We start from the raw sequence: 24,353 nt of genomic DNA on the forward strand, positions 1-24,353 counted from the left end.
ATCAAGTCCTGTTTATTGGGCTGGCGTAAGCGCAAGCCGCTTTTCGTAAAATGCACTGTGTTCCGAATCCGGATAGTCGAGAAGCACGCCGCAGCGGGTAAAGCCGGAACGCTCATAAAGCCGCCATGCCGCATCAAAACCCGAACCAACGCCTGTTTCCAAAACAAGACGTGTCATACCTTTTTCGCGGGCAAGTCCGGTTATGGCATCAAGAAGGATCGAACCAACCCGCTTGCCGCGCACGGACGGCAGGGTAAACATGCGCTTGACCTCGCCGATTTGGCCATCATGCTCTTTCAAAGCGCCGCAGCCAACGGCATGGCCATTTTGGTCGCGGGCGATGAAAACGGTAGTGTCCTCACCGGCCATCTGTTCCACGGTCATTTTGAACTGGAATTCGACCGGTGACAGCGGCAGCAGATGCGCGTTCAACGCGTCCACAAGTGCGCGGACGTCATCCTGCAGCGGCGTCTCGACGGCAACCGTGATCGTCATACCGGCGCCTACTCCACCACTTTCGGAACGACGAAGAAGTTTTCTTCCGTGATCGGCGCATTTGCCACGATGTCGGCGGCCTTATTGCCATCATTGACGACATCCTGCCGCTTCTTCATGGCCATCGGGGTGACAGAGGTCATCGGCTCGACACCGGCCACGTTCACTTCGTTCAATTGCTCGACGAAACCAAGGATAACGTTCAGTTCGCCGGTCATGCGCGTTGCGTCGTCCTCGCTCACAGCAATACGGGCAAGACGCGCGACGCGTTTGACGGTGGAAATATCGACAGACATTGGGATTCCCGAAATTCAAATCTTGATCAAAGAGCTATAGTGTCCGTTGCGGCCAAGCGCAACGGACAAGTCAGCACGGACAGCCCTGTTTACTTCGCCGTATCCGTGTCGGTGTTGTCTTCCTCGCCCTCGGGCGCATCGGAATCGATCGCGTCATCAGCGCCGGGCACGGCAACCGGATCGGGACCTTTGACAGGATTGCCATTGATCGCCACAGAGCCATCAGCCTTCTGGTCAACAACCCACTGGATCTTGCCGCCATCGATCTGCGTGCCAAAGTCTTTCGCCAGCTTGACGAACACGATGTACTGCTTGATCGTCTCATCGGTTTCGCCGGCTTTGTTCAGGCGCTCGACCACCTTGTCGAAGCCGGACATTTCCCAGGTCGTATGGCTTTCAGGCTTCAGCGCCGCAAATGTCACTTCACCCTCGACGGTCAATTCGGCGTCGGGGGTCCGCACAAGGCTCTTCGAGATGACAAGCTTTGGTGGCGCTATCAGGAACTGGGCCGCAGTCTTCGCTTCAAACTCTTCCGAAATGACTTTCGCACGATTGAGATCCATATCCTCAATCGCGCCTTTGACAACGGTGTCCAGATCGAGATCCTTGGTACCGACAGTAAGTTCCACGTCGGTTGGAAGGAAAGGCACGCCCCATTCCGGAATCGGCAAAGTGGGATACTTCAATCCGTTGGTTCGCAAGGTATAATGGTAGGCGCCACTCTTGCTGATACCGTCGAATTTTACATCCTGTGAGATATTCTCGGCACCAAAGCTGCCCATTGACGTGTTAATTGCGAGAGCCTTTACGTAATATGAGAAGGCAATATTGTCCCAAAGCGGCAATACGGCACTCAACTTCTGCTTCAGTTCAGCGTCTTCGGGCTTTTTGAGTTTCTTTTGATCCGCATGAGCAACAAAGAATGCCCACAAATCCATCATCTCGTTGTTCTTAAGATTCTTACCCTCAGCCTTTGAACCCAATTCACCCGCGCCCAATGTGATTTTTACCTCATCAGATACAGCAGAATCTGGCTTGGCGGCTTCTCCGCTCATACCAGATGCTCCAGGTAACTTCGATGTCCTGGTGATCACAGTCTCTTTAAAATCCGTCGTGGATTGATTTGTCGTGAAATCAACACCTCCGGAAGTCGTAAGGCTGCCAAGCATTTCGCCTTTCGATGGTCCTGTACTAGCATCCGCGTCTTGAGCTGGATTCCTGATCTTAATCTTGGCTGAATCGAAAGAGAATGTTGATTTCGAGAAAGTATTGATCTTGGGATCATACAAACCATTCAACTTGAAGCCTTCAGACGCCCAGTCCATTACCTGAGGACCCGTTGGTCCGGTAAATTCTACTGAGACAGCGGGAAACGCTGTTGAGGAAACATCCCACGTTCCATCTGCCAGTGGCTTTGACAGAATGCTGTAGTCAGTCAAACTGAGTTTGAAGGCGTCCTGCTTGGGCAGAGCCTTCAGGAATGCATCGGTGTTAAATACTATGCGATAAGCATCGCCTTCAGGCGTCACCTTCAAAATGCCCTTCTTGATTGCAGTCTTGCCGACATATTTCGACAAAGTATTGGCAAGTTGATCGGCGCCCTTGGCATCAATCGTTTGTGCGAAAGCTGGCGATGACAACGCCATGACGCAGGAAATCAGCAACAGTTTACGCACAATACCTCCAATAGTTCAGTCAATCGTCGTGGTGACGATTACGCGATGTGTGAGAATGGCTTTAGCAACCCAAACTCAAAGCGTAAACTGGTCATTTGTCTTGGCGACAAAGACCTGTGTCTTGCTTCCATCCATTGCAGCGACAAATTTGTCTGGCGTCTGGTCAATGATCGGAAACGAGCCGTAATGACAGGGGATCGCCTTGGCAAATTTGAAGTAACGCTGGGTTGCCAGCGCTGCCACCGCACCGCCCATGGTAAAACGGTCGCCGATCGGGATCATGCCGATTTCCGGCTGGTGCAGTTCGTTGATCAGCGCCATGTCGGAAAAAATATCCGTATCACCCATGTGATAGATGGTCGGCTCATCATCGAAATGCAGAACAATGCCGTTGGCCGAGCCCAGCGCGTGCGAAACGCCATCTTCGGTGATCTGTGCCGATGAATGCAGCGCATTGACATAGGTGACGGTGAAACCTGTATGTGAGACGGTCCCGCCGGTGTTTGTCGGATCGACCCGGGCAACGCCGCGATTGTTGAGCCACGTCACCAGATCGGCATTGCCGATCACCACTGCGCCGGTATCCTTGGCGATTGCAGCCGCATCGCCGACATGGTCTCCATGACCGTGGGTAAGCACGATGTGCGTTGCACCTTTCGCCGCTTCCTTGGGATCGACACCGTGCGCGCCGGGATTTCCGTTGAGGAAGGGATCGATCAGGATCGTGCTCTTGGCAGTTTCAATGCGAAAGGCCGAATGGCCAAGCCAGGTAATCTTCATGTTGTTTTCCCTTCATTCATCAGTCTTCACTCGCCACAACCGTCTATTGCAGCTATGTGACAATTATTCGAATTACAACGGCCTTTTATCGGCCAATTCAAGTGCAGGAAATCACCATTGACAGTTCTGACCATTGAACAGCTGGAAGATCATGTGGCAGACGGCCAGACTGTCGCCGGGCTTGATCTTGGCACGAAAACCATTGGCATCGCTATTTCCGACCGTGGCTTCTCCTTTGCCAATCCGCGTCCTGTGCTCAGGCGCAGCAAGTTCACCCATGACGCTCAGGACCTTTTAAAGGCACTGAAAGCTGACAATGCAGGGGCTATTGTCATCGGTTTACCCGTCAATATGGATGGTAGCGAAGGCCCGCGTGTGCAGGCAACCCGTGCTTTTGTGCGCAACATGGAAAAGCTGACGGAGTTACCCTTCATCTATTGGGATGAGCGTCTATCGACGGTTGCTGCGGAGCGCGCGCTGATCGGCATGGATGTATCACGGCAAAAACGCGCCGAGCGGATCGATTCCGCTGCGGCCGCTTTCATTTTGCAAGGGGCTTTGGACCGGTTGCAAAGCCTGCGTCAGGACGCAGACGACAATTCCTTCGAATAAGCAAGCGCAGCATTGGCAACCGCAGCGCGGTTTGCCCGGGCAGCCGCAGCGCGGTTCGCCCTGAAGACTTTAACCCAGGCGATAATCTGCTTGCGGCGGCGAAACGCGATCAGGCAGAGCACAAGCCCCGTATCGACGATGCATGCCCGCGCCACCAGCGGCGGAATGCTATCGGGCGCGATACCCAGAATATTCCCATAAATGGTGAAGACCAGATCGTGCATTTCACGGCTGAAGAAGTACATCCCCATGCTCAGATCGTAGTACGAAAGAAAGTACCAACCCCACAAAAAGCTCAATGGGCCCGCCCAGAATATCAGGAAGCTGCGCATTCATTACTCCTAGCGGGGATGAATCTGGTGGGTGTGTAACCCCGTGAAATCACGAGGTATTTTCGAATCACATTGATATCTGCTAAGAGTTTAGGCGCAACGTAAACCGTTTGTTAAGGTTAATTTCAAAAAATTTTATTAAAATTGAAGGTATTAGCGAGACCCTTTTTGGGGCATGCGAGATGGCTGATTCACACCGATGCAAAATTTCTGACAAAAGTGGTTTGGGAGCGCTGTTGCGCGAGCGTGGTTCGTGGTTCGACAAGCTCACCATGAGGGGCTTGGGCGGATGCAACGATAATCGTCAGCGTTGCAGATCACCAACGTTGCAGAACTTGGCTTCCTGCAACCCACCCCTCTCCCTCATGGTGAGCTTGTCGAACCACGAACCACGCGCAATGTTGATGCAGCTACACTCTCCGCATCACTCAAGCGTGGTTAAAATACAAACTCAATTAGCAGGAGGATAGAGCGAATTGACGATGCTTTTGGCGTTGTGGCGGGCATCGAGCATGCCGTAGGTCGTGCGCCACTGTCCGCCGAGGCGGGTTTCAATGAAGGCGTCGGCGATATCTTCCGAGTGCAGGTGCCGCAATTCTGCACCGGCGGCGGCCAGCGCCAACTGTTCGGTGAGTATCCGTGCCGCGCCCTCGTCATTTTCCGCAACACGCATGGCCGCGCGGAGCACTTCAACCGTACCCTGCCCGCCGCGCCCAAGCTGCGAGCCGATCCAGTTCAGCACTTCGTCGAACAATTGTGGACCCCGTTTCAGTACACGCAGCACGTCCAGTGCCATGACGTTGCCGGAGCCTTCCCAGATCGCATTCACAGGGGCTTCGCGATAATAGCGGGCAAGATTGCCCTCTTCGATGTAGCCATTGCCGCCGAGGCATTCCATCGCCTCGTACAGCATCGCCGGAGCGATCTTGGCGACCCAATATTTAACGACAGGCGTCATGACACGGGCAAAGGCCGCCTCGCCGCGGTTCTGCGCGGCATTGTCGAAGGCGCGCGCCAGCCGGAACGTCAGCGCGGTAGCACCTGCCACATCAAGCGCCATATCGGCCATGACGCGCAGCATCAGCGGCTTGTCGATGAGCGGACTGTCGAACACAACGCGGTGACGCGCATGGTGTACGGCTTCGGCAAGGCCCGCCCGCATCATGCCCGATGAAGCAATGGCGCAATCGAGCCGCGTCAGCGTCACCATATCGATAATGGTTTTGACACCCTCGCCCGGACCACCAACCATCTGGCCGAGCGCATTGTCGAACTCAACTTCCGATGAAGCACTGGAACGATTGCCGAGCTTGTCCTTCAGCCGCTGGAAGCGGAACCCATTGGAGGAGCCATCCGGCAGAATACGCGGTACTAGGAAACAGGACAGACCTTCGCGCGCCTGCGCCAGCACCAGAAACGCGTCGGACATCGGCGCGGACATGAACCATTTATGGCCGGTGATACGGTAAAACCCGCTGCCAGCCGGTTCGGCGCGTGTCGTGTTGGTGCGCACATCCGTGCCGCCCTGCTTTTCGGTCATGCCCATGCCGAGCGTCAGGCTGGCTTTTTTGGCCGGTGATTTATTGCTGGAATCATATTTGCGCGGCAAAACCAGCGGCGACCACTCGCGGTACAGGCTTGGCGACGCCATAAGCGCCGCCAGCGAAGCACTGGTCATGGTGATCGGGCACAGATGCCCGCATTCCAGTTGCGCCGTCATATAAAAGCGCGCCGTGCGGGACTGGTGCCGCAATCCATTTTCTACGGGACCGTCTTCCCAGATCGACGAATGCAGCCCCTGCGCCACCGAACGGCGCATCAGCGCATGATAGGCTGGGTGGTAATCCACCACGTCAATCCGATTACCCTGACGGTCATGGGTGCGCAGCTTCGGCGTTTCGGTATTGGCCAGCCGCGCCAGATCCTGCGCATCGCCGGACAGCACAAATCGCCCGCTTTGCTCCAGTTCCGTCCGGGTTGCCTGCGGAAACCGCTTGGTAATCTGCATCAATAGCGGATCACCAAGATAGGCGTTGAGGCCGGTCATGGGGGGCGTCTGGTTGAGAACGTCGTGGGTTTTCAAGAAAATGTCCTGATCATTATTTTACTGTCTTTACGGCTGGCCTGTTTCATCCGAACAAGTCCGCACCACGGTCATGAGTCGTGCCATATATGGAATGAAGGTTCTGACAAGCGGTTAACCGATACATCTTCTTCTAGCTGAATCACGGCGCCGATGCAAAATGTCTCAGATGCGATTTTCTGCATTGATGCGATCTATTATGTCTAGACAAAAGAAAATCCAGCTGCCTATCATGCCTTTATATTCATCGTGCCAAAAAAATGAACAAAGGGGTCATCACATGAAATTCAAATGGCATATTGGTGTTGCGCTGGCAGCGGTTCTTGCCTCTGTCGCGCCGTCGCAGGCGGAGACGGCTGTTTCGGTTGGCCTGTCCGGCTGGACTGGCTTTGGTCCGCTGACTCTGGCCAAGCAGGCCGGCATCTTCAAGAAGAACGGACTTGATGTCACGCTGACAAAAATTCCGCAGGCAAGCCGCCATCTGGCGCTGGCTTCGGGCGATGTACAGTGCGCGGCAACAACGGTCGAAACATGGATTGCCTGGAACGCCAATGGCGTGGCCACCAAGCAGATTTTCCAGATGGACAAGTCGTTTGGTGCTGATGGCCTGGTCGTGCGCAATGACATTGCCAAGATTTCAGACCTCAAGGGCAAGGCAATCGCCGCTTCTGCTCCCGGTACGACGCCCTATTTCGATCTGGCCTGGATATTGAAGCATAATGGCCTGTCATTGAAGGACGTGAAGATCGTCAACCTTGAACCCGGCCCGGCTGCGCAAGCCTTTGTCGCCGGACAGAACGATGCGGCCATGACCTATGAGCCCTATCTTTCAACAGTGCGCGGTGCACCTGACAAGGGCAAGATCATCGCAACCACACTGGATTATCCCATCGTGATGGATACGTTCGGTTGCACCAATGCTTTCCTTGAAAAGAACCCGGAAGCAGCCAAGGCTCTCGCCAAAAGCTATTTCGACGCGCTGGATCTGATTGCTGCGGACAAGACTAAATCCTATGAAATCATGGGCGCAGATGTGAAGCAGTCGGCAGAAGTCTTTGGTAATTCAGCACAATATCTGCGCTGGCAGGACAAAGCAGCCAATCAGGCCTTCTTCGAAAAGGATTTTACGAAATTTTCCGAGGAAGCTGCTGATCTCCTGCTTGAAATCGGCATCATCAAGAAGAAGCCTGATATCAGCACTATCGTCGATACGAGCTTCATCAAGTAGTCGGCGGGCTGCAGGAAGATGGTTCGTGGTTCGACAAGCTCACCATGAGGGAGAGTGAGGATGCAACGCTAACTTTAGAGATTGCAGATCAAAAAGATTATGGATCACGAGGGTTGCAGAATATGGCTCCCTTTCATCCACACTCTCCCTCATGGTGAGCTTGTCGAACCACGCACCACGCACCTTCATCCTTCAGCCACAATCTTTCTCATCTGATCGGGACACACATGGTTCAACCTCTCCAACCCATCAGGGCATCGTCACGCATCCTGCTTGGCGTGCTTTTCTTTATTCTGTTCATCGCCGCATGGTCCGTGGCGACTTTTGGCGGTTTCGTGTCGAGCACGTTTCTCGCCGATCCCCTGACCATGCTGCATGATGGCTGGTTCCTGTTGTCAGAGCAGAATTTTCTTTATGATATCGGCATGACCATCTGGCGGGTTGTCGGTGGCTTTGTCATTGCAGCTATCATTGCTGTTCCGCTTGGTGTTGCCATGGGCGCTTACAAGCCTGTTGAAGCGATGCTGGAGCCTTTTGTTTCTTTCGCCCGCTATCTGCCAGCCTCTGCCTTTATCCCGCTGCTGATCCTTTGGGCCGGTATTGGCGAAATGCAAAAACTGCTGGTGATTTTCATCGGCGCCGTGTTCCAGATTATCCTGATGGTTGCGGTGGCCGTGGCCAATACGCGCCGCGATCTGGTGGAAGCCGCCTATACACTTGGCGCCAATGATCGCGGTATCGTCAAACGTGTGCTCATTCCGGCCAACGCACCTGACATTGCCGAAACGCTGCGGCTGGTGCTCGGCTGGGCGTGGACCTATGTCATTGTCGCTGAAATGATCGGTGCCTCGTCTGGGATCGGCTACATGATCATCAACAGTCAGGCATTGATGGCCACGGGACAGATCATTTTCGGCATTATTGTTATTGGCGTAATCGGCCTCATCTCGGACTTCCTGTTCAAATCCGTCAATCGCTGGCTTTTCGCCTGGAGGCTCGCATGAGTACGCTTGTTATCAAGGGCGTCAGCCGCATATTTCCCGGCGTGCATGGCGGCCAGCCGACACAGGCTTTGCAACCGACTGATCTTACCGTCGCGCATAATGATTTCGTCTCGATTCTCGGCCCGTCAGGCTGCGGGAAGTCGACACTCCTGCGCATCGTCGCTGGGCTTGACCGGCCAACCAGCGGCACGGTGACGCTTGATGGTCAGGAGGTGAAAGGTCCGGGTGCCGATCGCGGCGTGGTATTCCAGTCCTACACGCTGTTTCCGTGGCTGACGATTGAGCAGAATATCGGCTTTGGCCTGCGTGAACGCGGCGTTGGCGAAAAGGAAAAAAGCGAGATCGTCGCCTCCTACATCGACAAGGTGGGTCTGCGTGGTTTTGAGAACCACTGGCCAAAACAGCTTTCCGGAGGCATGCAGCAGCGCACCGCCATTGCCCGGGCGCTTGCCAACAATCCGAAAATCCTGCTGCTCGACGAACCCTTCGGCGCGCTTGATAATCAGACCCGTGGTCTGATGCAGGAGCTTCTGCTCGGTATTTGGGAACACGAGCAGAAAACCGTGATTTTTGTTACGCATGATATTGAAGAAGCGATTTTTATGGCCTCACGGGTGGTGACGATGTCGGCACGTCCGGGCCGGATCAAATCCATCATGCCGGTGCCACTTGGGCATCCCAGACATTATACAGTGAAGGCGAGCCCTGAATTTACCGAGATGCGGTTGAAATTGACGGAGGAAATCCGCAGCGAGGCGATTTTGGCAGCGGGTGCGCATTAGATATTGCTGCATGAGCGTGGTTGGTGGTTCGTGGTTCGACAAGCTCACCATGAGGGGAGAGTGTGGATGCAAGATTAATTGCAAAGATTGCAGATCATAAGGTCACTGATCACCTGCGTTTCAGAACTTGACTCCCTGCAATCACCCCAATCCCCTCATCCTGAGCCTGTCGAAGGGCGCAAAATAGTTCTGCAAACGGCATCGGTGCGTGGTTCAACAAGCTCACCATGAGGGAGATGGGTGGGTTGCAGGGAGTCAAGGTCGGCAACGTTGGTGAGTTGCCTATGTAATCTGCAACGTTGGCGATTAGCGTTACATCATCCCTCTCCCTCATGGTGAGCTTGTCGAACCACGAACCACGCTCATGCGGCAAACCACAATCATGGAACCAAGGATTTTATTGGGGAACATCGCAGGATATCATGCCAGGCGCTTGCGAGGCGGCGGCATCGAGCCTATAGGGGGGACTTGATATGACATCAAAAGCGCTCCCCCTCCTGTTTCCCCACCGCCATTTGCTTGGCATCAAGAACCTTTCCCCCGAGGATATCAATATTCTTCTCGACCTTGCCGACAGCGAGATTGCTGTTTCGCGTCAGTCGGAGAAGAAGAAGAGCGTCCTGCGCGGACGAACGCAGATCAATCTGTTCTTCGAGGCTTCGACCCGAACACAGTCATCCTTCGAGCTTGCGGGAAAGCGGCTCGGGGCTGACGTGATGAACATGTCTGTTGGTAATTCCTCGGTGAAAAAGGGGGAAACGCTGATCGATACGGCCATGACGCTCAATGCGATGCGGCCGGATATCCTGATTATCAGGCATAGTTCCGCCGGTGCGGCGGCGCTGCTGGCGCAGAAAGTGGGATGCTCCGTGGTCAATGCCGGTGATGGCGCGCATGAACATCCAACGCAGGCCCTGCTTGATGCGCTGACAATCCGGCGCGCCAAGGGCAAGGTCGCGCGGTTGATCGTGGCCATTTGCGGGGATGTGCTGCATTCGCGTGTAGCCCGCTCCAACATTCTGCTGCTGAATGCACTGGGTGCGCGGGTCCGGGTGATTGCCCCCTCCACGCTTTTGCCAGCGGGCATCAGCCAGATGGGCGTCGAAGTATTCAACTCGATGGAAGAAGGTCTGAAAGACGCCGACGTGGTGATGATGCTGCGCCTGCAGCGCGAGCGTATGGCGGGAGCCTTCGTGCCGTCGGTGCGCGAATATTTCCACTATCACGGTCTTGATCGCGAAAAGCTCAAACATGCCAAGCCCGACGCGCTGGTCATGCACCCCGGACCGATGAACCGCGGCGTCGAAATTGCCTCGGATGTGGCCGACGGCTCACAGAGTGTTATTCAGGAACAGGTTGAGATGGGTGTTGCCGTGCGCATGGCTGTCATGGAAGCGCTGCTTGATCCGCGCCGCAACGCGGAAGGAGTGGCAGGATGAGCACGACTGTTCTGCACAATATCAGGATTGTCGATCCATCCCGCAATCTGGATGAAACCGGCACCGTGATCGTAAAAGACGGCATTATTGTCGCCAGTGGTGCCGATGCCCGCAATCAGGGCACGCCTGAGGGTGCTCATGTCATCGACTGCACCGGGAAAACTGTATTGCCGGGTCTTGTCGATGCGCGCGTGTTTATCGGTGAGCCCGGTGCCGAGCACCGCGAGACCATTGCATCCGCCAGCCATGCGGCAGCAGCTGGTGGTGTGACCTCCATCATCATGATGCCGGATACTGATCCGGTGATCGACAACGTGGCCCTTGTCGAGTTTGTTCGCCGCACCGCGCGCGATACGGCTGTGGTCAATGTCTATCCCGCGGCGGCTGTCACCAAGGGTTTACACGGCGAGGAAATGACCGAAATTGGCCTTTTGCGCGCCGCCGGTGCTGTTGCCATTACCGAAGGGCGTAACTCCATCGCCAATACGCAGTTGCTACGCCGCGCGCTCACCTATGCGCGCGATTTTGGGGTTGTGCTCTCGCATGAAACACAGGACCCCTATCTCGGGATCACAGGTGTGATGAATGAAGGGCTTTATGCCAGCTGGCTCGGCCTTTCCGGCAGCCCGCGCGAAGCGGAAGTTATTCCGCTCGAACGCGATCTACGGCTGGCGGCCCTGACAAAGGGTGCCTATCACGCGGCGCAGATATCGACCGCCATGTCGGCTGAAGTGGTGGCACGCGCCAAGCAGAACGGCATCAATGCCACGGCGGCCGTTTCCATCAATCATCTTTCGCTCAATGAAAACGATATTGGCGAATTCCGCACCTTCTTCCGCCTGCAGCCACCGCTGCGGCTCGAAGAAGACCGGCTTGCCATGGTCGAGGCGCTGCGCAACGGCACCATCGATATTATCGTTTCTTCGCATGATCCGCAGGACGTCGACACCAAACGCCTGCCTTTCGCCGATGCGGCGGCTGGCGCCATTGGCCTCGAAACCCTATTGGGCGCGGCATTGCGGCTTTATCACAATGGCGATGTGCCGCTCATCCGTATTGTCGAGGCGCTGTCGAGCGGACCGGCCAAAATCTTTGGTCTGGATGCAGGTACACTTAAGCCCGGTGCCCGCGCGGATATGACCATAGTCGATCTTGACGAGCCATGGATTGTGAAGGAAGAAGATTTACGATCACGCTCCAAGAACAGCTGCTTTGAAAGCGCACGTTTTCAGGGCCGGGTTGTTGAGACGTTTGTGGCAGGAAAGTCTGTTTTCAGCATCTAAAGACCGAACCGGGGAAGAACATGGCGGATTTCATCAATGGGCAGGCAGGATATCTTTTTGCCGCGCTGGTTCTTGGCTATCTGCTCGGCTCCATCCCGTTCGGGTTGATCCTGACGCGGCTTGCCGGGCTTGGTGATGTGCGCAGCATCGGCTCGGGCAATATCGGTGCGACCAATGTTCTGCGTACCGGCAACAAGAAACTCGCCGCGGCAACACTGTTGCTCGATATGTTCAAGGGCACTGCCGCCGTGCTCATTGCTGGCGTGATCAGTCCGCAGGCGGCGATTGTCGCCGGTCTTGGTGCTTTCCTCGGCCACATCTTTCCGGTCTGGCTAAAATTCAAGGGCGGCAAAGGCGTCGCAACCTATCTCGGCGTCCTTATCGGCCTCGTCTGGCAAGTGGCACTGATCTTCGCCGCCATCTGGCTGATCATAGCCTATGCGACCCGCTATTCCTCGCTTTCCGCACTGATTGCCGCCATCATCAGCCCTATTGCGCTCTATTTTATGGGCTATCATCAGATCGCCCTGCTCTTTGTTATTCTGACAGTCATTGTCTTCATCAAGCACCGTGAAAATATTCAGCGCCTGCTTGCCGGAGCCGAAGGCAAGATCGGGTCCAAGGGATGATGGAAGAGCAGAAGGGCATCCGCCTTTCTGACAGTCAACGGCTCAGCTGGCTTCGGCTGATCCGTAGTGAAAATGTCGGCCCCGTTACTTTTCGACATCTGATCGCCCATTATGGTTCGGCCACGGACGCGCTTGAGATGCTGCCGGTACTTGTCCGGCGTGGCGGTGGCCGCCGTCCCATCAAGATTGCAAGTCTTGGGGATGCCGAACGCGAAATGGCGATAGCCGCACGCATGGGCGCGGTTTTCGTCGGGATCGGCGAGCCTGACTACCCGTGCACCTTGCGCCAATCCGACAATCCGCCGCCGTTGGTCGCCATCAAAGGTGATCCTGATGTGTTTCGCCTGCCAGCCGTGGCGATTGTCGGCGCGCGCAACGCATCGCTGGTCGGAATAAAGTTTGCGCGGATCATCGCGCGGGAGCTGGGCGAAGCAGGTTATGCCGTGATCTCCGGCCTGGCGCGTGGAATAGACAGGGCAGCGCATGAAGCGAGCCTCGACACCGGGACAGTTGCCGTGATGGCAGGCGGTCTCGACAAGCCCTACCCGCCGGATAATCTCGAACTCTTCAGGGCAATCCCGCATCGTCGCGGCGCTGTCATCAGTGAGATGCCCTTTGGCTGGGAACCGCGTGCACGGGATTTCCCGCGCCGCAACAGGATCATTGCCGCGCTTTCTCTGGGGCTTCTCGTGGTTGAGGCAGCCGAGCGATCAGGATCACTGATCAGTGCCCGGCTTGCCGGAGAACTTGGCCGTCTCGTCTTTGCCATTCCTGGTTCCCCACTTGATCCAAGGGCAAAGGGCACCAATGCGCTGTTGAAAAACGGCGCGATCCTGGTCACCGAAACATCTGATATTTTATCGGCCATCAGTCCGCTTCTGGATCGTCCCGGTCTCGACGACACGGCTTTTCTCGCTCCAGAAGCGGATTTTCCGACCATTGCTCAGCCAAATGAAACAGACCGAGACCGCGTCATCACTTTGTTGGGTCCTGCACCCGTCGATATTGATGAGCTTATCCGGACAAGCGGAATACATCCCGCTGCCATGAGTCTGATTCTGCTTGAATTGGACCTGGCCGGACGCCTGCAACGTCACTCAGGGGGATATGTTTCTCTTCTTTATGGATGAAACAGTGTTTGCTTCCTTAGCCATAAGATCGTTACTTTCAATGTAGGCAATCTCGATCAGATAGGCCAACATATCCAAGTCGTTCAACTTGGCCATGCTACGTAACTCGCCTAACATCTGTTGAATATATCTAATGTTTTCGGTCCGACTGAATTTATTTTCACTCATGACTTCGTCCTTAAATACGCATTTATACTGAAATTGGTCTAATTATATTATGCAGCTCTTTAATCCCGCGGATTTGACAGTTTGCCAGTCTGAACCTCCACAAAATCAATCAAATAGTGATTCGCCTTCTCAAAAAAGGCGGGACTCGCTGCCATTCTCAATATAGCGCCGAAGTCATGAGAAAAATACCATTAATTGTATTATTGGAAATAGCAACTTTAAGTTGCATTTAACGATTTTTCGCATGTAGGCCTTGACGTTCCGAGCAAGCCTGTTCATTTCACAGACCTGTTTCGAAGTGAAAACTGTGCTTTTGTAATGTGACAAGAGCAGGAAAGCTCAATTGAATAATGAACGTTGTCGTCGTCGAATCGCCCGCCAAGGCTAAAACAATCAACAAATATCTGGGTTCAGGCTATACGGTTCTGGCCTCGTTTGGTCACGTCCGTGATCTGCCGGCCAAAGATGGCTCGGTTCGGCCTGATGAAGATTTCGCCATGTCATGGGAAGTCGACGGTGCATCGGCCAAACGTCTCGGCGATATCGTCAAGGCATTGAAGGACAGTGACGGCCTTATTCTGGCAACCGATCCGGATCGCGAGGGTGAAGCCATCTCCTGGCACGTTCTGGAGGTGCTGCGGCAGAAAAAGGCGATAGGCACCAAGCCAGTCAAACGGGTGGTGTTCAACGCGATCACCAAGAGCGCCGTGCTGGATGCCATGGCCAATCCGCGTGATATCGATATGCCGCTGGTGGATGCCTATCTGGCCCGCCGGGCGCTCGACTATCTTTTCGGCTTCACGCTTTCACCTGTGCTGTGGCGCAAATTGCCCGGCGCCCGTTCGGCTGGCCGCGTGCAATCGGTCGCGCTGCGTCTCGTTGCGGACCGCGAATCCGAAATCGAACGGTTCGTGCGCGAAGAATACTGGAATATTGCGGCACTATTGAAGACACCGCGCAATGATGGCTTTGAAGCGCGGCTTGTTTCCGTTGACGGCAAGAAGCTCGGCAAGCTGGACATCCAGAATGCTGAACAGGCTGGCGCGATCCGCACCATGCTGGAAGGTGCAAACTTCAAGGCGGCAACAGTTGAAGCCAAGCCGACAAAGCGCAATCCCGGCCCGCCCTTTACCACATCGACATTGCAGCAGGCTGCATCGGGCCAGCTCGGCTTTTCGGCAACCCGCACCATGCAGATTGCCCAGCGCCTTTATGAAGGTATGGATCTTGGCGGCGAAACAGCCGGTCTGATCACCTATATGCGTACGGATGGTGTGCAGATGGCACCGGAAGCTGTCGAGGCTGCACGCGCGACAATCGGCAAGGTTTTCGGCGAGAAATACGTGCCTGACAAACCGCGTTATTACTCCACAAAAGCCAAAAACGCCCAGGAAGCCCACGAAGCTGTCCGTCCCACGGATTTTAACCGCCATCCAAAAGATGTGCGCCAGTTCCTTGATGCCGATCAGGCACGGCTCTATGAGTTGATCTGGAAGCGCGCCATCGCCAGTCAGATGCAGTCGGCTGATGTCGAACGGACCACTGTTGAAATCGATGCGCAGAACGGTTCGCGCGCGGCTCAATTGCGCGCCACCGGTTCCGTTGTGAAATTTGACGGTTTCCTCGGTGCCTATGTGGATCACCGCGAGGAAGAGGAAGTCGATGAGGACGGTGCCCGTCTTCCCGAAATCCGTGCAGGGGAAGCCCTCGCCCGTGAAAAAATCAATGCTACCCAGCATTCGACAGAACCGCCGCCGCGCTATTCGGAAGCCACTCTGATCAAGAAGATGGAAGAGATCGGCATTGGCCGCCCTTCCACCTATACGGCTATTTTGAAGACGCTTGTTGACCGCGAATATGTCGTCGTGGACAAGCGCAAGCTGATCCCGGAGACGAAGGGTCGCCTGCTCACGGCATTCCTTGAAAGCTTCTTCAAGCGCTATGTCGAATTTGACTTCACAGCTGGTCTTGAAGAAAAGCTCGATGAGATTTCCGATGGCAAGCTGAAATGGAAGGACGTTCTGCGTGACTTCTGGACCGATTTCTTCGGCTCGGTCGATGGCATCAAGGAACTCCGGGTTACCAATGTTCTCGATGCATTGAATGATCAGCTCGGCCCGCTTGTCTTCCCGCCACGGGAAGATGGCGGCGATCCGCGTATCTGTCAGCTATGCGGAACAGGCACATTGTCGCTGAAACTCGGCAAATACGGCGCCTTTGTCGGCTGCTCCAACTATCCCGAATGCAAGTTCACCCGCCAGCTTGGCGGCGGTGAAGCAGCCAGTGAAAATGGCAATGGCGATGAGCCAAAGGTTCTCGGCAAGGACCCTTACACGGACGAAGATGTGACCGTGCGCAGTGGCCGTTTTGGACCTTATGTCCAGCGCGGCGACGGCAAGGAAGCCAAGCGCGCCAGCCTGCCGAAAGGCTGGACCATCGAAAGCACGGATCATGAGAAGGCGCTGGCGCTTCTGTCATTGCCGCGCGATGTGGGTCAGCATCCGGAGAGCACCAAGATGATTTCCGCCGGTATCGGCCGTTATGGTCCATACCTTTCCCATGATGGCACCTATGCCAATCTGGAAAGCATTGAGGATGTGTTCTCCATCGGTCTCAACCGCGCCGTTACGGTGCTGGCTGAAAAACTGGCGAAGGGTCCGGGACGCGGACGCGGCACACCGGCGGCACTGAAAGATCTGGGCGAACATCCTGATGGCGGCCCGATCACGGTGCGCGATGGCAAGTATGGTCCCTATGTCAATTGGGCCAAGGTCAACGCGACCCTGCCGAAGGGTAAGGACCCGGCAACTGTAACGGTGGAAGAAGCCCTGCTTCTGATCGCCGAGAAAGCCGGAGCCAAGGGCGGGAAGAAAGCCCCTGCCCGCAAGGCAGCGCCCAAAAAGCCCGCAGCGAAGAAACCGGCAGCCAAGAAAGCTGCACCGAAAAAAGCAACGAAAGCAAGTTAAGGACATATCGATTGGCACGCCGTATCTCTCCACCCAAAGGAAAAAAGCGGCCTGCCAGTTCCGCGAGCCCTGACCGCGAACCCTATCTGCCAAGCCGCGATGATATTCTCCAGTTCATCAAGGAGAATCCAGAGCGTGCGGGCAAGCGCGATATTGCCAAAGCCTTTAATCTCAAGGGCGATGCACGCATCGGCCTCAAAGATATTCTGCGTGATCTGGCCGATGACGGCCTTGTCGAGAAGCGGGCAAAGCGCCTTGCCGTACCCGGCAGCCTGCCCAGCATTGCGGTTCTCGACATTACCGGCCGCGATGGTGATGGTGGCCTGATTGCCAAACCGGCGGAATGGCCAGCCGATCATGAAGACCGCCCGCCCACCGTTTTCATCCGCGCCTCGCGCAACCAGAAGGGCCCGACACCCGGCGTTGGCGACCGCGTTCTTGCCCGCATCTTCGTCGGGGCTGATCCGAGCGGTCCAGCCTATACGGCACGCGTTATCAAGCGCATCGAACATCGCAAGGATGCGGTGCTTGGTGTGCTGCGCCATCTCGACAATGGCGAATGGCGGATCGAACCAGTCGAGCGGCGGCAGGCGGAACTATCCGTTGACCCGACCCAGCTGAACAATGCCAAGGCCAATGATCTGGTCGAAGTGGAAGTGACCAAGATTGGCCGTTACGGGCTGGCGCTCGCCAAGATCAGCCAGATCATCGGCTCGGTTGCCAGCGAACGTGCCTTGTCGATGATCGCGATCCACGAGCATGAAATCCCGCATGTCTTCCCCGACAGCGTGACCGAAGAGGCTGACAAAGCCAAACCGGCAACCATGGCGCACCGCGAGGACTGGCGGCATGTGCCGCTCGTCACCATTGATCCGGCTGATGCCAAGGACCATGACGACGCCGTCTATGCGGAGCCTGACACCGACGAAAATAACCCCGGCGGCTTTATTGCCACCGTCGCCATTGCTGATGTTGCTGCCTATGTGACACCGGGATCAGCGCTCGACCGTGAAGCGCTCAAGCGCGGCAATTCGGTCTATTTCCCTGATCGTGTCGTCCCCATGCTGCCCGAGCGCATTTCCAACGATCTGTGCTCACTGAAAGAACTGGTCGACCGTCCCGCCCTTGCCGTGCGCATGACCTTCGGCGCCAATGGGCGCAAGATTTCGCACACGTTCCACCGCATCATGATGCGCTCCCATGCGCGGCTGTCCTATCCGCAGGCGCAGGCAGCGATTGACGGCGCAACCGATGAGAAGACCGCCCCGATCCTCGACAGCATCCTGAAGCCCGTATGGGCCGCCTATACGGTACTGAAACGCGGACGCGATGCCCGCGAACCGCTGGAACTCGATCTGCCGGAAAAGAAAATCCTGCTGACGCCGGATGGTAAGGTCGACAAGGTGGTGGTTCCTGCCCGCCTCGATGCGCATAAGCTCATCGAAGAATTCATGATTCAGGCCAATGTCGCCGCGGCCGAAACACTCGAGCGTAAGCGCCAGCCGCTGATTTTCCGCATTCATGATGCGCCGTCGCTGGCCAAGCAGGAGATATTGCGCGAATTCCTGCGCACGCTCGACATTTCGCTGGCGCGCGGCGCGGAACTGCGCCCGAACCAGTTCAACCATATCCTCAAGCGCGTTGAAGGCAGCGAGCAGCAGGAACTGGTCAATCAGGTGGTGCTGCGCTCGCAATCGCAGGCGGAATACAACCCTGAGAATATTGGCCACTTCGGGCTCAACCTCCAGAAATATGCGCATTTCACCTCGCCCATCCGCCGTTATGCCGATCTGATCGTACACCGCGCGCTGATCACGGCGCTGGGTCTAGGCCCTGACGGTATTACCCACAAGGAAGAGGAAGATCTGCCTGAAATCGCCGCGCTGATTTCCACCTCCGAGCGGCGCGCCATGGCGGCTGAACGCGACACGGTTGACCGGCTGATCGCCCATCACCTTGCCGGACAGGTCGGCAGCAGTTTTCAGGGTCGCATATCGGGCGTCACCAAGGCCGGCCTCTTCGTTGCCCTTGCGACATATGGTGCCGATGGCTTTATTCCCATTTCAACCCTGGGTGATGATTACTATCTTTATGACGAAACCAATCACGCCCTTTCGGGCGAGCGAAGCGGCAAAGGCTTCAGGATGGGCGATGTCGTCGAGGTCCGCCTGATCGAGGCTCTGCCGGTTGCCGGTGCATTGCGGTTCGAAATGTTGACCGAACCGCATGCTGTTCCCAGCGGTGTGCGCTCACACCACAAGGCCAAGCGTTTTGCGCGCGGAAACCAGAAGCGTCCCGGCGGGTTCTCCCGCGGCGGGCGAAGAGGATAAGGGATGACGGAGCAGATTTTTGGCGCGGATACCGCCCCGGCAAGGCTCAAACGCCTTGTGGGTCAGGCCATGTGGCGCGGTTTTCGCAGCCGCTGCCCCCATTGCGGTGAAGGCAAGCTGTTCCGCGCCTTCGTCAAATCCGTTGATCGCTGCGCCGTCTGCGGTGAAGACTATACCCACCAGCAAGCCGATGATTTTCCCGCATATATTACCATCACAATTGTAGGTCATATTGTGCTGGGCGGATTCCTTGCCGTGGAAACGCTCATCCTGCTTTCAAGCTGGGTGCATCTGGCAATCTGGGCGCCGCTGACGGTGCTCCTGTCGCTCGCCCTGCTCCAACCCATCAAGGGCGCGATTATTGGATTGCAATGGGCCAATTACATGCATGGTTTCGGCGGCGAAACCGATGAACTGGAACCGCCGGAACGGTGACATGATGGCATTGAGTGACCTCGACAAATCTGCAAATGATAAGGCGGGATCGGCAACGGCCCGGTTAAGGCCGCGCGATGCCGCCTCGCTTCTGATCATCGACCGCTCAGCCAAGGATCTGCGCATTCTGATGGGCCGTCGCCATATGCGCCATGTTTTCATGCCGGGTAAATTCGTCTTTCCGGGCGGGCGTACCGAACGGGCTGATGGACGCATTGCCGTCACCAGCGAACTGACCCCCTCTGACGAAGCCAAGCTGCTTCAGGGCATGGGCACGCGCCCCAGCGCCCAGCGTTGCCGGGCGCTTGCCCTGTCCGCCATCCGCGAAACCTATGAGGAAGCCGGTCTTCTGCTTGGCAAACATGTTCCCGCCGCATCCATCGGCCATCCCGATTGGGCGGCCTTTGCCGAGCGCAGGATTTTGCCTGATCTTTCCGCCATCCGCTATTTTGCCCGCGCCACCACCCCGCCCGGCCGTACACGCCGTTTCGATACACGGTTTTTCATGACGTTCCGCGAAGCGGTGGCCGACATCCTGCCCGAAGGCACCGGCCCCTCGCAGGAATTGGAAGAACTCTGCTGGCTGCCATTTGACGAGGCGCTGAAACTCGATATTCCGACAATCACCCGCGCCATCATTCAGGAGGCGCAGGCACTGCTGGAAACCAACCCGGCGCTGCAACCCGGCCATTCCGTCGTTCAATACGCCATGAAATACGGGCGCTTCGTCCGAGAGGTTTTCTAGTGGATTCCCTGCAGCAGACACCGGACCATATTGCGGTCCGGTCCTCATGGCGCGCGCTGGTTGCGGCCATCGCAACCATCAGCGCCGTCGGTGTCGCCATCGGCCTTGGCATTCCGCTGCTCAGTGTCATTCTGGAAAGCCGCGGCCATTCCGCCACGATGATCGGCCTCAACGCCGCCGTTGCCGGTATTGCCTCGATTGTTGCCGCCCCCTTTGCCGCCTCCATCGCTGCGCGGCTTGGGGTTGTGCCCACCTTGCTGATCATGCTTCTGATCGGCGCCTGCTCGTTCTTCGGCTTCTATGTCTTCAGCGATTTCTGGGTCTGGGTCATTTTGCGCGTTTTCCTGCATTTTGCCCTGACAGTCCTGTTCATCCTGTCGGAATACTGGATCAACACGGCCGCCCCGCCGGAAAAGCGCGGGCTGGTGCTTGGCGTCTATGCAACCGTCCTGTCGCTCGGCTTTGCGCTTGGGCCATGGCTGTTTTCGCGCATTGGCAGCACCGGCATGATGCCCTTTGCGGTCGGCTTCGGCATCATCATTTTTGCCATGCTCCCGGTGCTTCTCGCCTGGAAGGAAAGCCCTGATTTCCACGAGGAAGAGCATGTTCCCTTCGCGCCCTTCATCTGGGCCGTGCCGACGGCGACGGCTGCCGTCTTCGTCTTCGGCGCGGTGGAAACCGGCGGCTTTGCCCTCTTCCCCGTTTATGGCACGCGCATTGGTTATTCCGAAGCACATGCCGCCCTGCTATTGACCACCATCGGCCTTGGCAATGTGCTGATGCAAATCCCCATCGGGCTTTTGAGCGATCATGTGCAGGACCGCCGCAAAATCCTGCTCGTCTGCGCCCTCGTCGGCCTTGCCGGCATGTGCGTCCTGCCCTTCATCACCGGCAACTGGTATCTGGTGGCGGGGCTGTTCTTCATCTGGGGCGGCGTGGTTGCCGGGCTTTACACGGTGGGCCTTGCCCATCTCGGCTCGCAACTGACAGGGCGGGAACTCGCCTCGGCCAATGCGGCTTTCGTGTTTTGCTATGCCGTCGGCATGCTTGTCGGCCCGCAGGCGCTCGGCCTTGGCATGGATGCCATGGGCCCCAGCGGATTTGCCATTTCACTCGCAGTCTTTTTCGCCGCCTATGCCCTGCTGGTGGGGTCAAGACTGATCAGCCGGCGGAGTTAGGCTGGCCTGGCTGCACCGCTGGCGCGGCTAGGCGCGATCGAAACAAACTACCGTTAATTGTGACGGAGCGTACATTACAACTGTGCATAGGCAAATTTGTTGCCCTTGCGCCACAAAGGCTGAAAATGCGGTGCAAAACACCTACGCTCGCTTGACGGCGCGGCACATTCGTCACTCCCTTGCAGCATATTGAATATTGTACCGACCTTTTTCACTGCCTGATATTTCAAATAATAATAATACTGGGAATCATATTTCATGTCTTTTCACGCCACAGATGCGGGTTTTTCCGCACGGACTATTCGCCTTTCCACTTTTCGCAAGCATTTGATGAGCAGCGTTTGTGCCGGGTTGATTATCGTTGCCGCCGGTTCTGGCGCGTTGGCACAGCAGGTGCCGGGCAGATATTTTAATGCCGATGGCAGCAAGACCAATGATTATGAAGCAGCCAAGAAAAGCTGGCTTGATGACAAGGAGTTTAACGGAAACTGGGGACTCAAAGCGCTCAACGCCGATGCAGCTTATGCTCAAGGCATTAACGGAACAGGATCTAAGGTTGGCGTTATCGATCAACCAGTGTGGGCTGCGCACCGAGAATTTGCGGGCGCTGACAAACTGAAATTTATCACCACGCAAGGGATCAGAACTTATACAGATCCATATTTACCGGTTAAGGCTGGCGAACCCTTCATCTATGACGGTCGAATATACATTGACGGAGATAAGGGTATCGCGCATCACGGAACCCATGTCGCAGGTATTGCAGCTGGTAACCGCAATGGTTTGGTAGCGACATCGGTCAACCGCGTCGTAAGTGATAGCGATCATGAAAATTTTCGTCCGGCGGTATTTGGTATGCAGGGCGTTGCCTATGGGGCGAAGATCATTGCCAGTGACAATGGTGATCCCGGACCCGAAGATGGCATCGTGCTTGGCAATGATGGAGGTGTCTACGCTGCTGCATGGCAAGCGATGATCGATAACCATGCTGATGTCATCACCAACAGTTGGGGCATAGGCATTGAGAAGGGAAAAGGCTGGCGTTTCCTGCAGGCAGCTTCACAATTCACCGAGATACAGAAGATTCTCGGCAAGCCTGAGGGGGGTGCCTATGACGGTGCCATTAAGGCTGCCCGAAGTGGCATTGCTGTTGAATTCTCGGCTGGTAATGACTCTGGCGCTGATCCCGATGCAATGGCTGGACTCGCGACATTTGTTCCCGACATTGAGAAGAACTGGATAACCACAATGAGCGTTGTCAAGGATGGTAAAAATCCGGACAACTTCATAAAAAGTAATTTTTCCAGCATCTGCGGCTACGCTAAATATTATTGCGTGGCAGCACCCGGAACGGACATTCTTAGCAGCGTGCCGGACGGTGATATCACAAACAAGCAGAAAGGTGATATTCTCAAACCGGAAGAATTGATCGAGGCCTATGCCAGTTTCAACGGCACGTCGATGGCTGGGCCATTTGAAACTGGCGCGTTCGCAGTGCTCAAGCAGCGATATACCGATCTGAGCAATGGAGAAATCAACGAGATACTGAAAACCACTGCGACCGATCTTGGTGAAAAGGGTGTGGATGCCGTTTATGGCTGGGGATTAATCAATATTGACAAGGCCCTCAAAGGCCCCGGCCAATTTCTTGGTCGGTTCAACGTCAATCTCGGTGCCGGGGTGAGCGATAGATGGAGCAACGACATCTCGCAGGCTGCGCTCGATCAGCGCAAGAGGGAAGAGAGCGATGAAACTGCAGATTGGGCCAAGCGGAAAAGCGCTGGGGGTTGGTCTGGCCCTCCAACTGATAGTCAATTGCGAACTGCTGTTGTCCCGCAAGTGAACAGTGCTCCCGCATTATTGCAGTCATTGGAAAATGCGGCTCCGAGCGGAAACGTTACCAAAGAATTTGATGCCATTACGAAAAACGACATCGCACAAGCTGCCCTGTCGAGGTTTCTGCAACAGACGGTGAAAGCGGAAGGGTTGAGGGATTCTACTTATGGCCAGTTGTTGCGATGGCTCCCAGATGAAGACGAATATACGACAAAGGTAAGAACCGCCTTTACGAACGGAATAGCGAAATTCTTAGATCCCGCAACGTTTGCAATTCTGGACAGCGATATTGCCGAAGGAAAAAAAGCTCTGCAATTTGAATACGCCTTCATGGAGAATACGCGTGTTCCCTATCTGACCAAGAAACTTTCCGATCCGTCTGCTTATCTCGGCGGGTTGACGAAATCTGGTGCCAAGTCATTGTGGCTGACGGGGAAGAATACTTATCGCGGCGATACCATCGTCAATGGCGGTGAGCTTGGCATTGGTGCTGAAGGTTCGATCATTTCGGCCTCCATCATCAACAACACAGGGCTTTTGACTGTCGATGGCAAGACGGCGGCTGTCACCGCAAATCCGGGCGGACGATTGAAGGTCAATACTCCGGGTGTCACAGGCGCTGTTACCCTCAATGGCGGCTTTGCCTCGGTGGATGGAACAAGCGGTGCAACTGAAGTCAATGCAAGCGGTGAGCTTGGCGGCATTGGCACGGTGGACAGTCTGGCGGTGCATGCGGGCGGTATGGTGTCTCCGGGCAATTCCATCGGCACATTGCATGTGGCCGGGCCTGCAACCTTCGACAAAGCGACTGGCCTGACCATTCAGGTTGCCGCCGATGGGCGCAGCGACCGTCTGGAAGTGAAAGGCAAGGCAACCCTGCTCGGCGGTGTGCTTATCGTTGCACCGGAGAACAGCAAGACACCGCT

The 24,353-nt window shown here is 55.8% G+C and carries 20 protein-coding genes; 14 read left to right on the plus strand and 6 right to left on the minus strand.

What is annotated here, in order from left to right; all coding sequences use genetic code 11:
• Positions 1-12: 12 nt before the first annotated feature.
• From BLU05_RS21890 to BLU05_RS21905, 4 genes are all read right to left on the minus strand, one after another.
• Entirely contained in the window at positions 13-495 is a 483-nt protein-coding gene (locus BLU05_RS21890) for a GNAT family N-acetyltransferase (protein ID WP_091884796.1), read from the minus strand.
• Positions 496-503: 8 nt separating this feature from the next.
• Complete coding sequence (gene gatC / locus BLU05_RS21895) at positions 504-791, minus strand: Asp-tRNA(Asn)/Glu-tRNA(Gln) amidotransferase subunit GatC (RefSeq protein WP_091884799.1); 288 nt, start codon at positions 789-791, stop codon at positions 504-506.
• 89 nt (positions 792-880) lie between these two features.
• Positions 881-2,467 (minus strand): hypothetical protein, encoded by a 1,587-nt coding sequence (locus BLU05_RS21900; RefSeq protein WP_139210504.1) that lies wholly within the window; start codon positions 2,465-2,467, stop codon positions 881-883.
• Positions 2,468-2,542: 75 nt separating this feature from the next.
• A complete protein-coding gene (locus BLU05_RS21905) occupies positions 2,543-3,247 on the minus strand; it encodes a metal-dependent hydrolase (RefSeq protein WP_091884804.1) in 705 nt (234 codons plus the stop codon).
• A gap of 117 nt (positions 3,248-3,364) precedes the next feature.
• Between BLU05_RS21905 and ruvX the strand changes: the two genes are divergently transcribed.
• Positions 3,365-3,859 (plus strand): Holliday junction resolvase RuvX, encoded by a 495-nt coding sequence (gene ruvX / locus BLU05_RS21910; protein ID WP_091884806.1) that lies wholly within the window; start codon positions 3,365-3,367, stop codon positions 3,857-3,859.
• On the opposite strand, the gene BLU05_RS21915 is transcribed toward ruvX, so the two are convergent.
• Positions 3,829-4,191 (minus strand): DUF6105 family protein, encoded by a 363-nt coding sequence (locus BLU05_RS21915; RefSeq protein ID WP_091884809.1) that lies wholly within the window; start codon positions 4,189-4,191, stop codon positions 3,829-3,831. The genes ruvX and BLU05_RS21915 overlap by 31 nt on opposite strands.
• 451 nt (positions 4,192-4,642) lie before the next feature.
• Positions 4,643-6,274 carry an acyl-CoA dehydrogenase family protein gene (locus BLU05_RS21920; RefSeq protein WP_175540708.1) on the minus strand — a complete coding sequence of 544 codons (1,632 nt, stop codon included), beginning with the start codon at positions 6,272-6,274 and terminating at the stop codon, positions 4,643-4,645.
• A gap of 280 nt (positions 6,275-6,554) precedes the next feature.
• On the opposite strand from BLU05_RS21920, the gene BLU05_RS21925 reads away from it, so the two are divergent.
• From BLU05_RS21925 to BLU05_RS21995, 13 genes are all read left to right on the plus strand, one after another.
• Positions 6,555-7,502: an ABC transporter substrate-binding protein gene (locus BLU05_RS21925; RefSeq protein WP_091884815.1), complete on the plus strand. Its 948-nt coding sequence runs from the start codon at positions 6,555-6,557 to the stop codon at positions 7,500-7,502.
• A gap of 227 nt (positions 7,503-7,729) precedes the next feature.
• Complete coding sequence (locus tag BLU05_RS21930; RefSeq protein WP_091884817.1) at positions 7,730-8,506, plus strand: ABC transporter permease; 777 nt, start codon at positions 7,730-7,732, stop codon at positions 8,504-8,506.
• Complete coding sequence (locus BLU05_RS21935) at positions 8,503-9,288, plus strand: ABC transporter ATP-binding protein (protein WP_091884819.1); 786 nt, start codon at positions 8,503-8,505, stop codon at positions 9,286-9,288. Before BLU05_RS21930 ends, BLU05_RS21935 begins: the two co-directional genes overlap by 4 nt.
• Positions 9,289-9,761: 473 nt before the next feature.
• The gene (locus BLU05_RS21940) at positions 9,762-10,727 is read left to right on the plus strand and encodes an aspartate carbamoyltransferase catalytic subunit (RefSeq protein WP_091884822.1); all 966 of its coding nucleotides are present in this window, start codon (positions 9,762-9,764) and stop codon (positions 10,725-10,727) included.
• Complete coding sequence (locus BLU05_RS21945; protein WP_091884825.1) at positions 10,724-12,010, plus strand: dihydroorotase; 1,287 nt, start codon at positions 10,724-10,726, stop codon at positions 12,008-12,010. Before BLU05_RS21940 ends, BLU05_RS21945 begins: the two co-directional genes overlap by 4 nt.
• Positions 12,011-12,030: 20 nt before the next feature.
• Positions 12,031-12,639, plus strand: a complete 609-nt coding sequence (gene plsY / locus BLU05_RS21950; RefSeq protein WP_091884828.1) for a glycerol-3-phosphate 1-O-acyltransferase PlsY — start codon at positions 12,031-12,033, stop codon at positions 12,637-12,639.
• Positions 12,636-13,769: a DNA-processing protein DprA gene (dprA, locus tag BLU05_RS21955; RefSeq protein WP_091884830.1), complete on the plus strand. Its 1,134-nt coding sequence runs from the start codon at positions 12,636-12,638 to the stop codon at positions 13,767-13,769. Before plsY ends, dprA begins: the two co-directional genes overlap by 4 nt.
• A gap of 518 nt (positions 13,770-14,287) precedes the next feature.
• The gene (gene topA / locus BLU05_RS21965) at positions 14,288-16,903 is read left to right on the plus strand and encodes a type I DNA topoisomerase (RefSeq protein WP_091884835.1); all 2,616 of its coding nucleotides are present in this window, start codon (positions 14,288-14,290) and stop codon (positions 16,901-16,903) included.
• Positions 16,904-16,926: 23 nt separating this feature from the next.
• The gene (gene rnr / locus BLU05_RS21970; RefSeq protein ID WP_244518489.1) at positions 16,927-19,233 is read left to right on the plus strand and encodes a ribonuclease R; all 2,307 of its coding nucleotides are present in this window, start codon (positions 16,927-16,929) and stop codon (positions 19,231-19,233) included.
• A gap of 3 nt (positions 19,234-19,236) precedes the next feature.
• Positions 19,237-19,668 (plus strand): DUF983 domain-containing protein, encoded by a 432-nt coding sequence (locus tag BLU05_RS21975; RefSeq protein ID WP_091884841.1) that lies wholly within the window; start codon positions 19,237-19,239, stop codon positions 19,666-19,668.
• Entirely contained in the window at positions 19,643-20,413 is a 771-nt protein-coding gene (locus BLU05_RS21980) for an NUDIX hydrolase (RefSeq protein ID WP_244518480.1), read from the plus strand. The genes BLU05_RS21975 and BLU05_RS21980 overlap by 26 nt, the downstream gene beginning before the upstream one ends.
• A gap of 8 nt (positions 20,414-20,421) precedes the next feature.
• Complete coding sequence (locus tag BLU05_RS21985) at positions 20,422-21,591, plus strand: MFS transporter (RefSeq protein ID WP_244518490.1); 1,170 nt, start codon at positions 20,422-20,424, stop codon at positions 21,589-21,591.
• Between the two features lie 258 nt (positions 21,592-21,849).
• Positions 21,850-24,353 (plus strand): S8 family peptidase (locus tag BLU05_RS21995; RefSeq protein ID WP_175540709.1); only part of this gene is annotated, 2,504 nt, incomplete at its 3' end.

Source organism: Phyllobacterium sp. OV277, assembly GCF_900104355.1.
Classification (GTDB): domain Bacteria; phylum Pseudomonadota; class Alphaproteobacteria; order Rhizobiales; family Rhizobiaceae; genus Phyllobacterium.

What these genes read in the sequence shown, in the direction of transcription:
- BLU05_RS21890 (WP_091884796.1), bottom strand. Translation starts at nt 495, where the DNA reads ATGACGATCACGGTTGCCGTCGAGACGCCGCTGCAGGATGACGTCCGC.
- gatC (WP_091884799.1), bottom strand. Translation starts at nt 791, where the DNA reads ATGTCTGTCGATATTTCCACCGTCAAACGCGTCGCGCGTCTTGCCCGT.
- BLU05_RS21905 (WP_091884804.1), bottom strand. Translation starts at nt 3,247, where the DNA reads ATGAAGATTACCTGGCTTGGCCATTCGGCCTTTCGCATTGAAACTGCC.
- BLU05_RS21915 (WP_091884809.1), bottom strand. Translation starts at nt 4,191, where the DNA reads ATGCGCAGCTTCCTGATATTCTGGGCGGGCCCATTGAGCTTTTTGTGG.
- BLU05_RS21925 (WP_091884815.1), top strand. Translation starts at nt 6,555, where the DNA reads ATGAAATTCAAATGGCATATTGGTGTTGCGCTGGCAGCGGTTCTTGCC.
- BLU05_RS21930 (WP_091884817.1), top strand. Translation starts at nt 7,730, where the DNA reads ATGGTTCAACCTCTCCAACCCATCAGGGCATCGTCACGCATCCTGCTT.
- BLU05_RS21935 (WP_091884819.1), top strand. Translation starts at nt 8,503, where the DNA reads ATGAGTACGCTTGTTATCAAGGGCGTCAGCCGCATATTTCCCGGCGTG.
- BLU05_RS21940 (WP_091884822.1), top strand. Translation starts at nt 9,762, where the DNA reads ATGACATCAAAAGCGCTCCCCCTCCTGTTTCCCCACCGCCATTTGCTT.
- BLU05_RS21945 (WP_091884825.1), top strand. Translation starts at nt 10,724, where the DNA reads ATGAGCACGACTGTTCTGCACAATATCAGGATTGTCGATCCATCCCGC.
- plsY (WP_091884828.1), top strand. Translation starts at nt 12,031, where the DNA reads ATGGCGGATTTCATCAATGGGCAGGCAGGATATCTTTTTGCCGCGCTG.
- dprA (WP_091884830.1), top strand. Translation starts at nt 12,636, where the DNA reads ATGATGGAAGAGCAGAAGGGCATCCGCCTTTCTGACAGTCAACGGCTC.
- topA (WP_091884835.1), top strand. Translation starts at nt 14,288, where the DNA reads ATGAACGTTGTCGTCGTCGAATCGCCCGCCAAGGCTAAAACAATCAAC.
- BLU05_RS21975 (WP_091884841.1), top strand. Translation starts at nt 19,237, where the DNA reads ATGACGGAGCAGATTTTTGGCGCGGATACCGCCCCGGCAAGGCTCAAA.
- BLU05_RS21980 (WP_244518480.1), top strand. Translation starts at nt 19,643, where the DNA reads ATGAACTGGAACCGCCGGAACGGTGACATGATGGCATTGAGTGACCTC.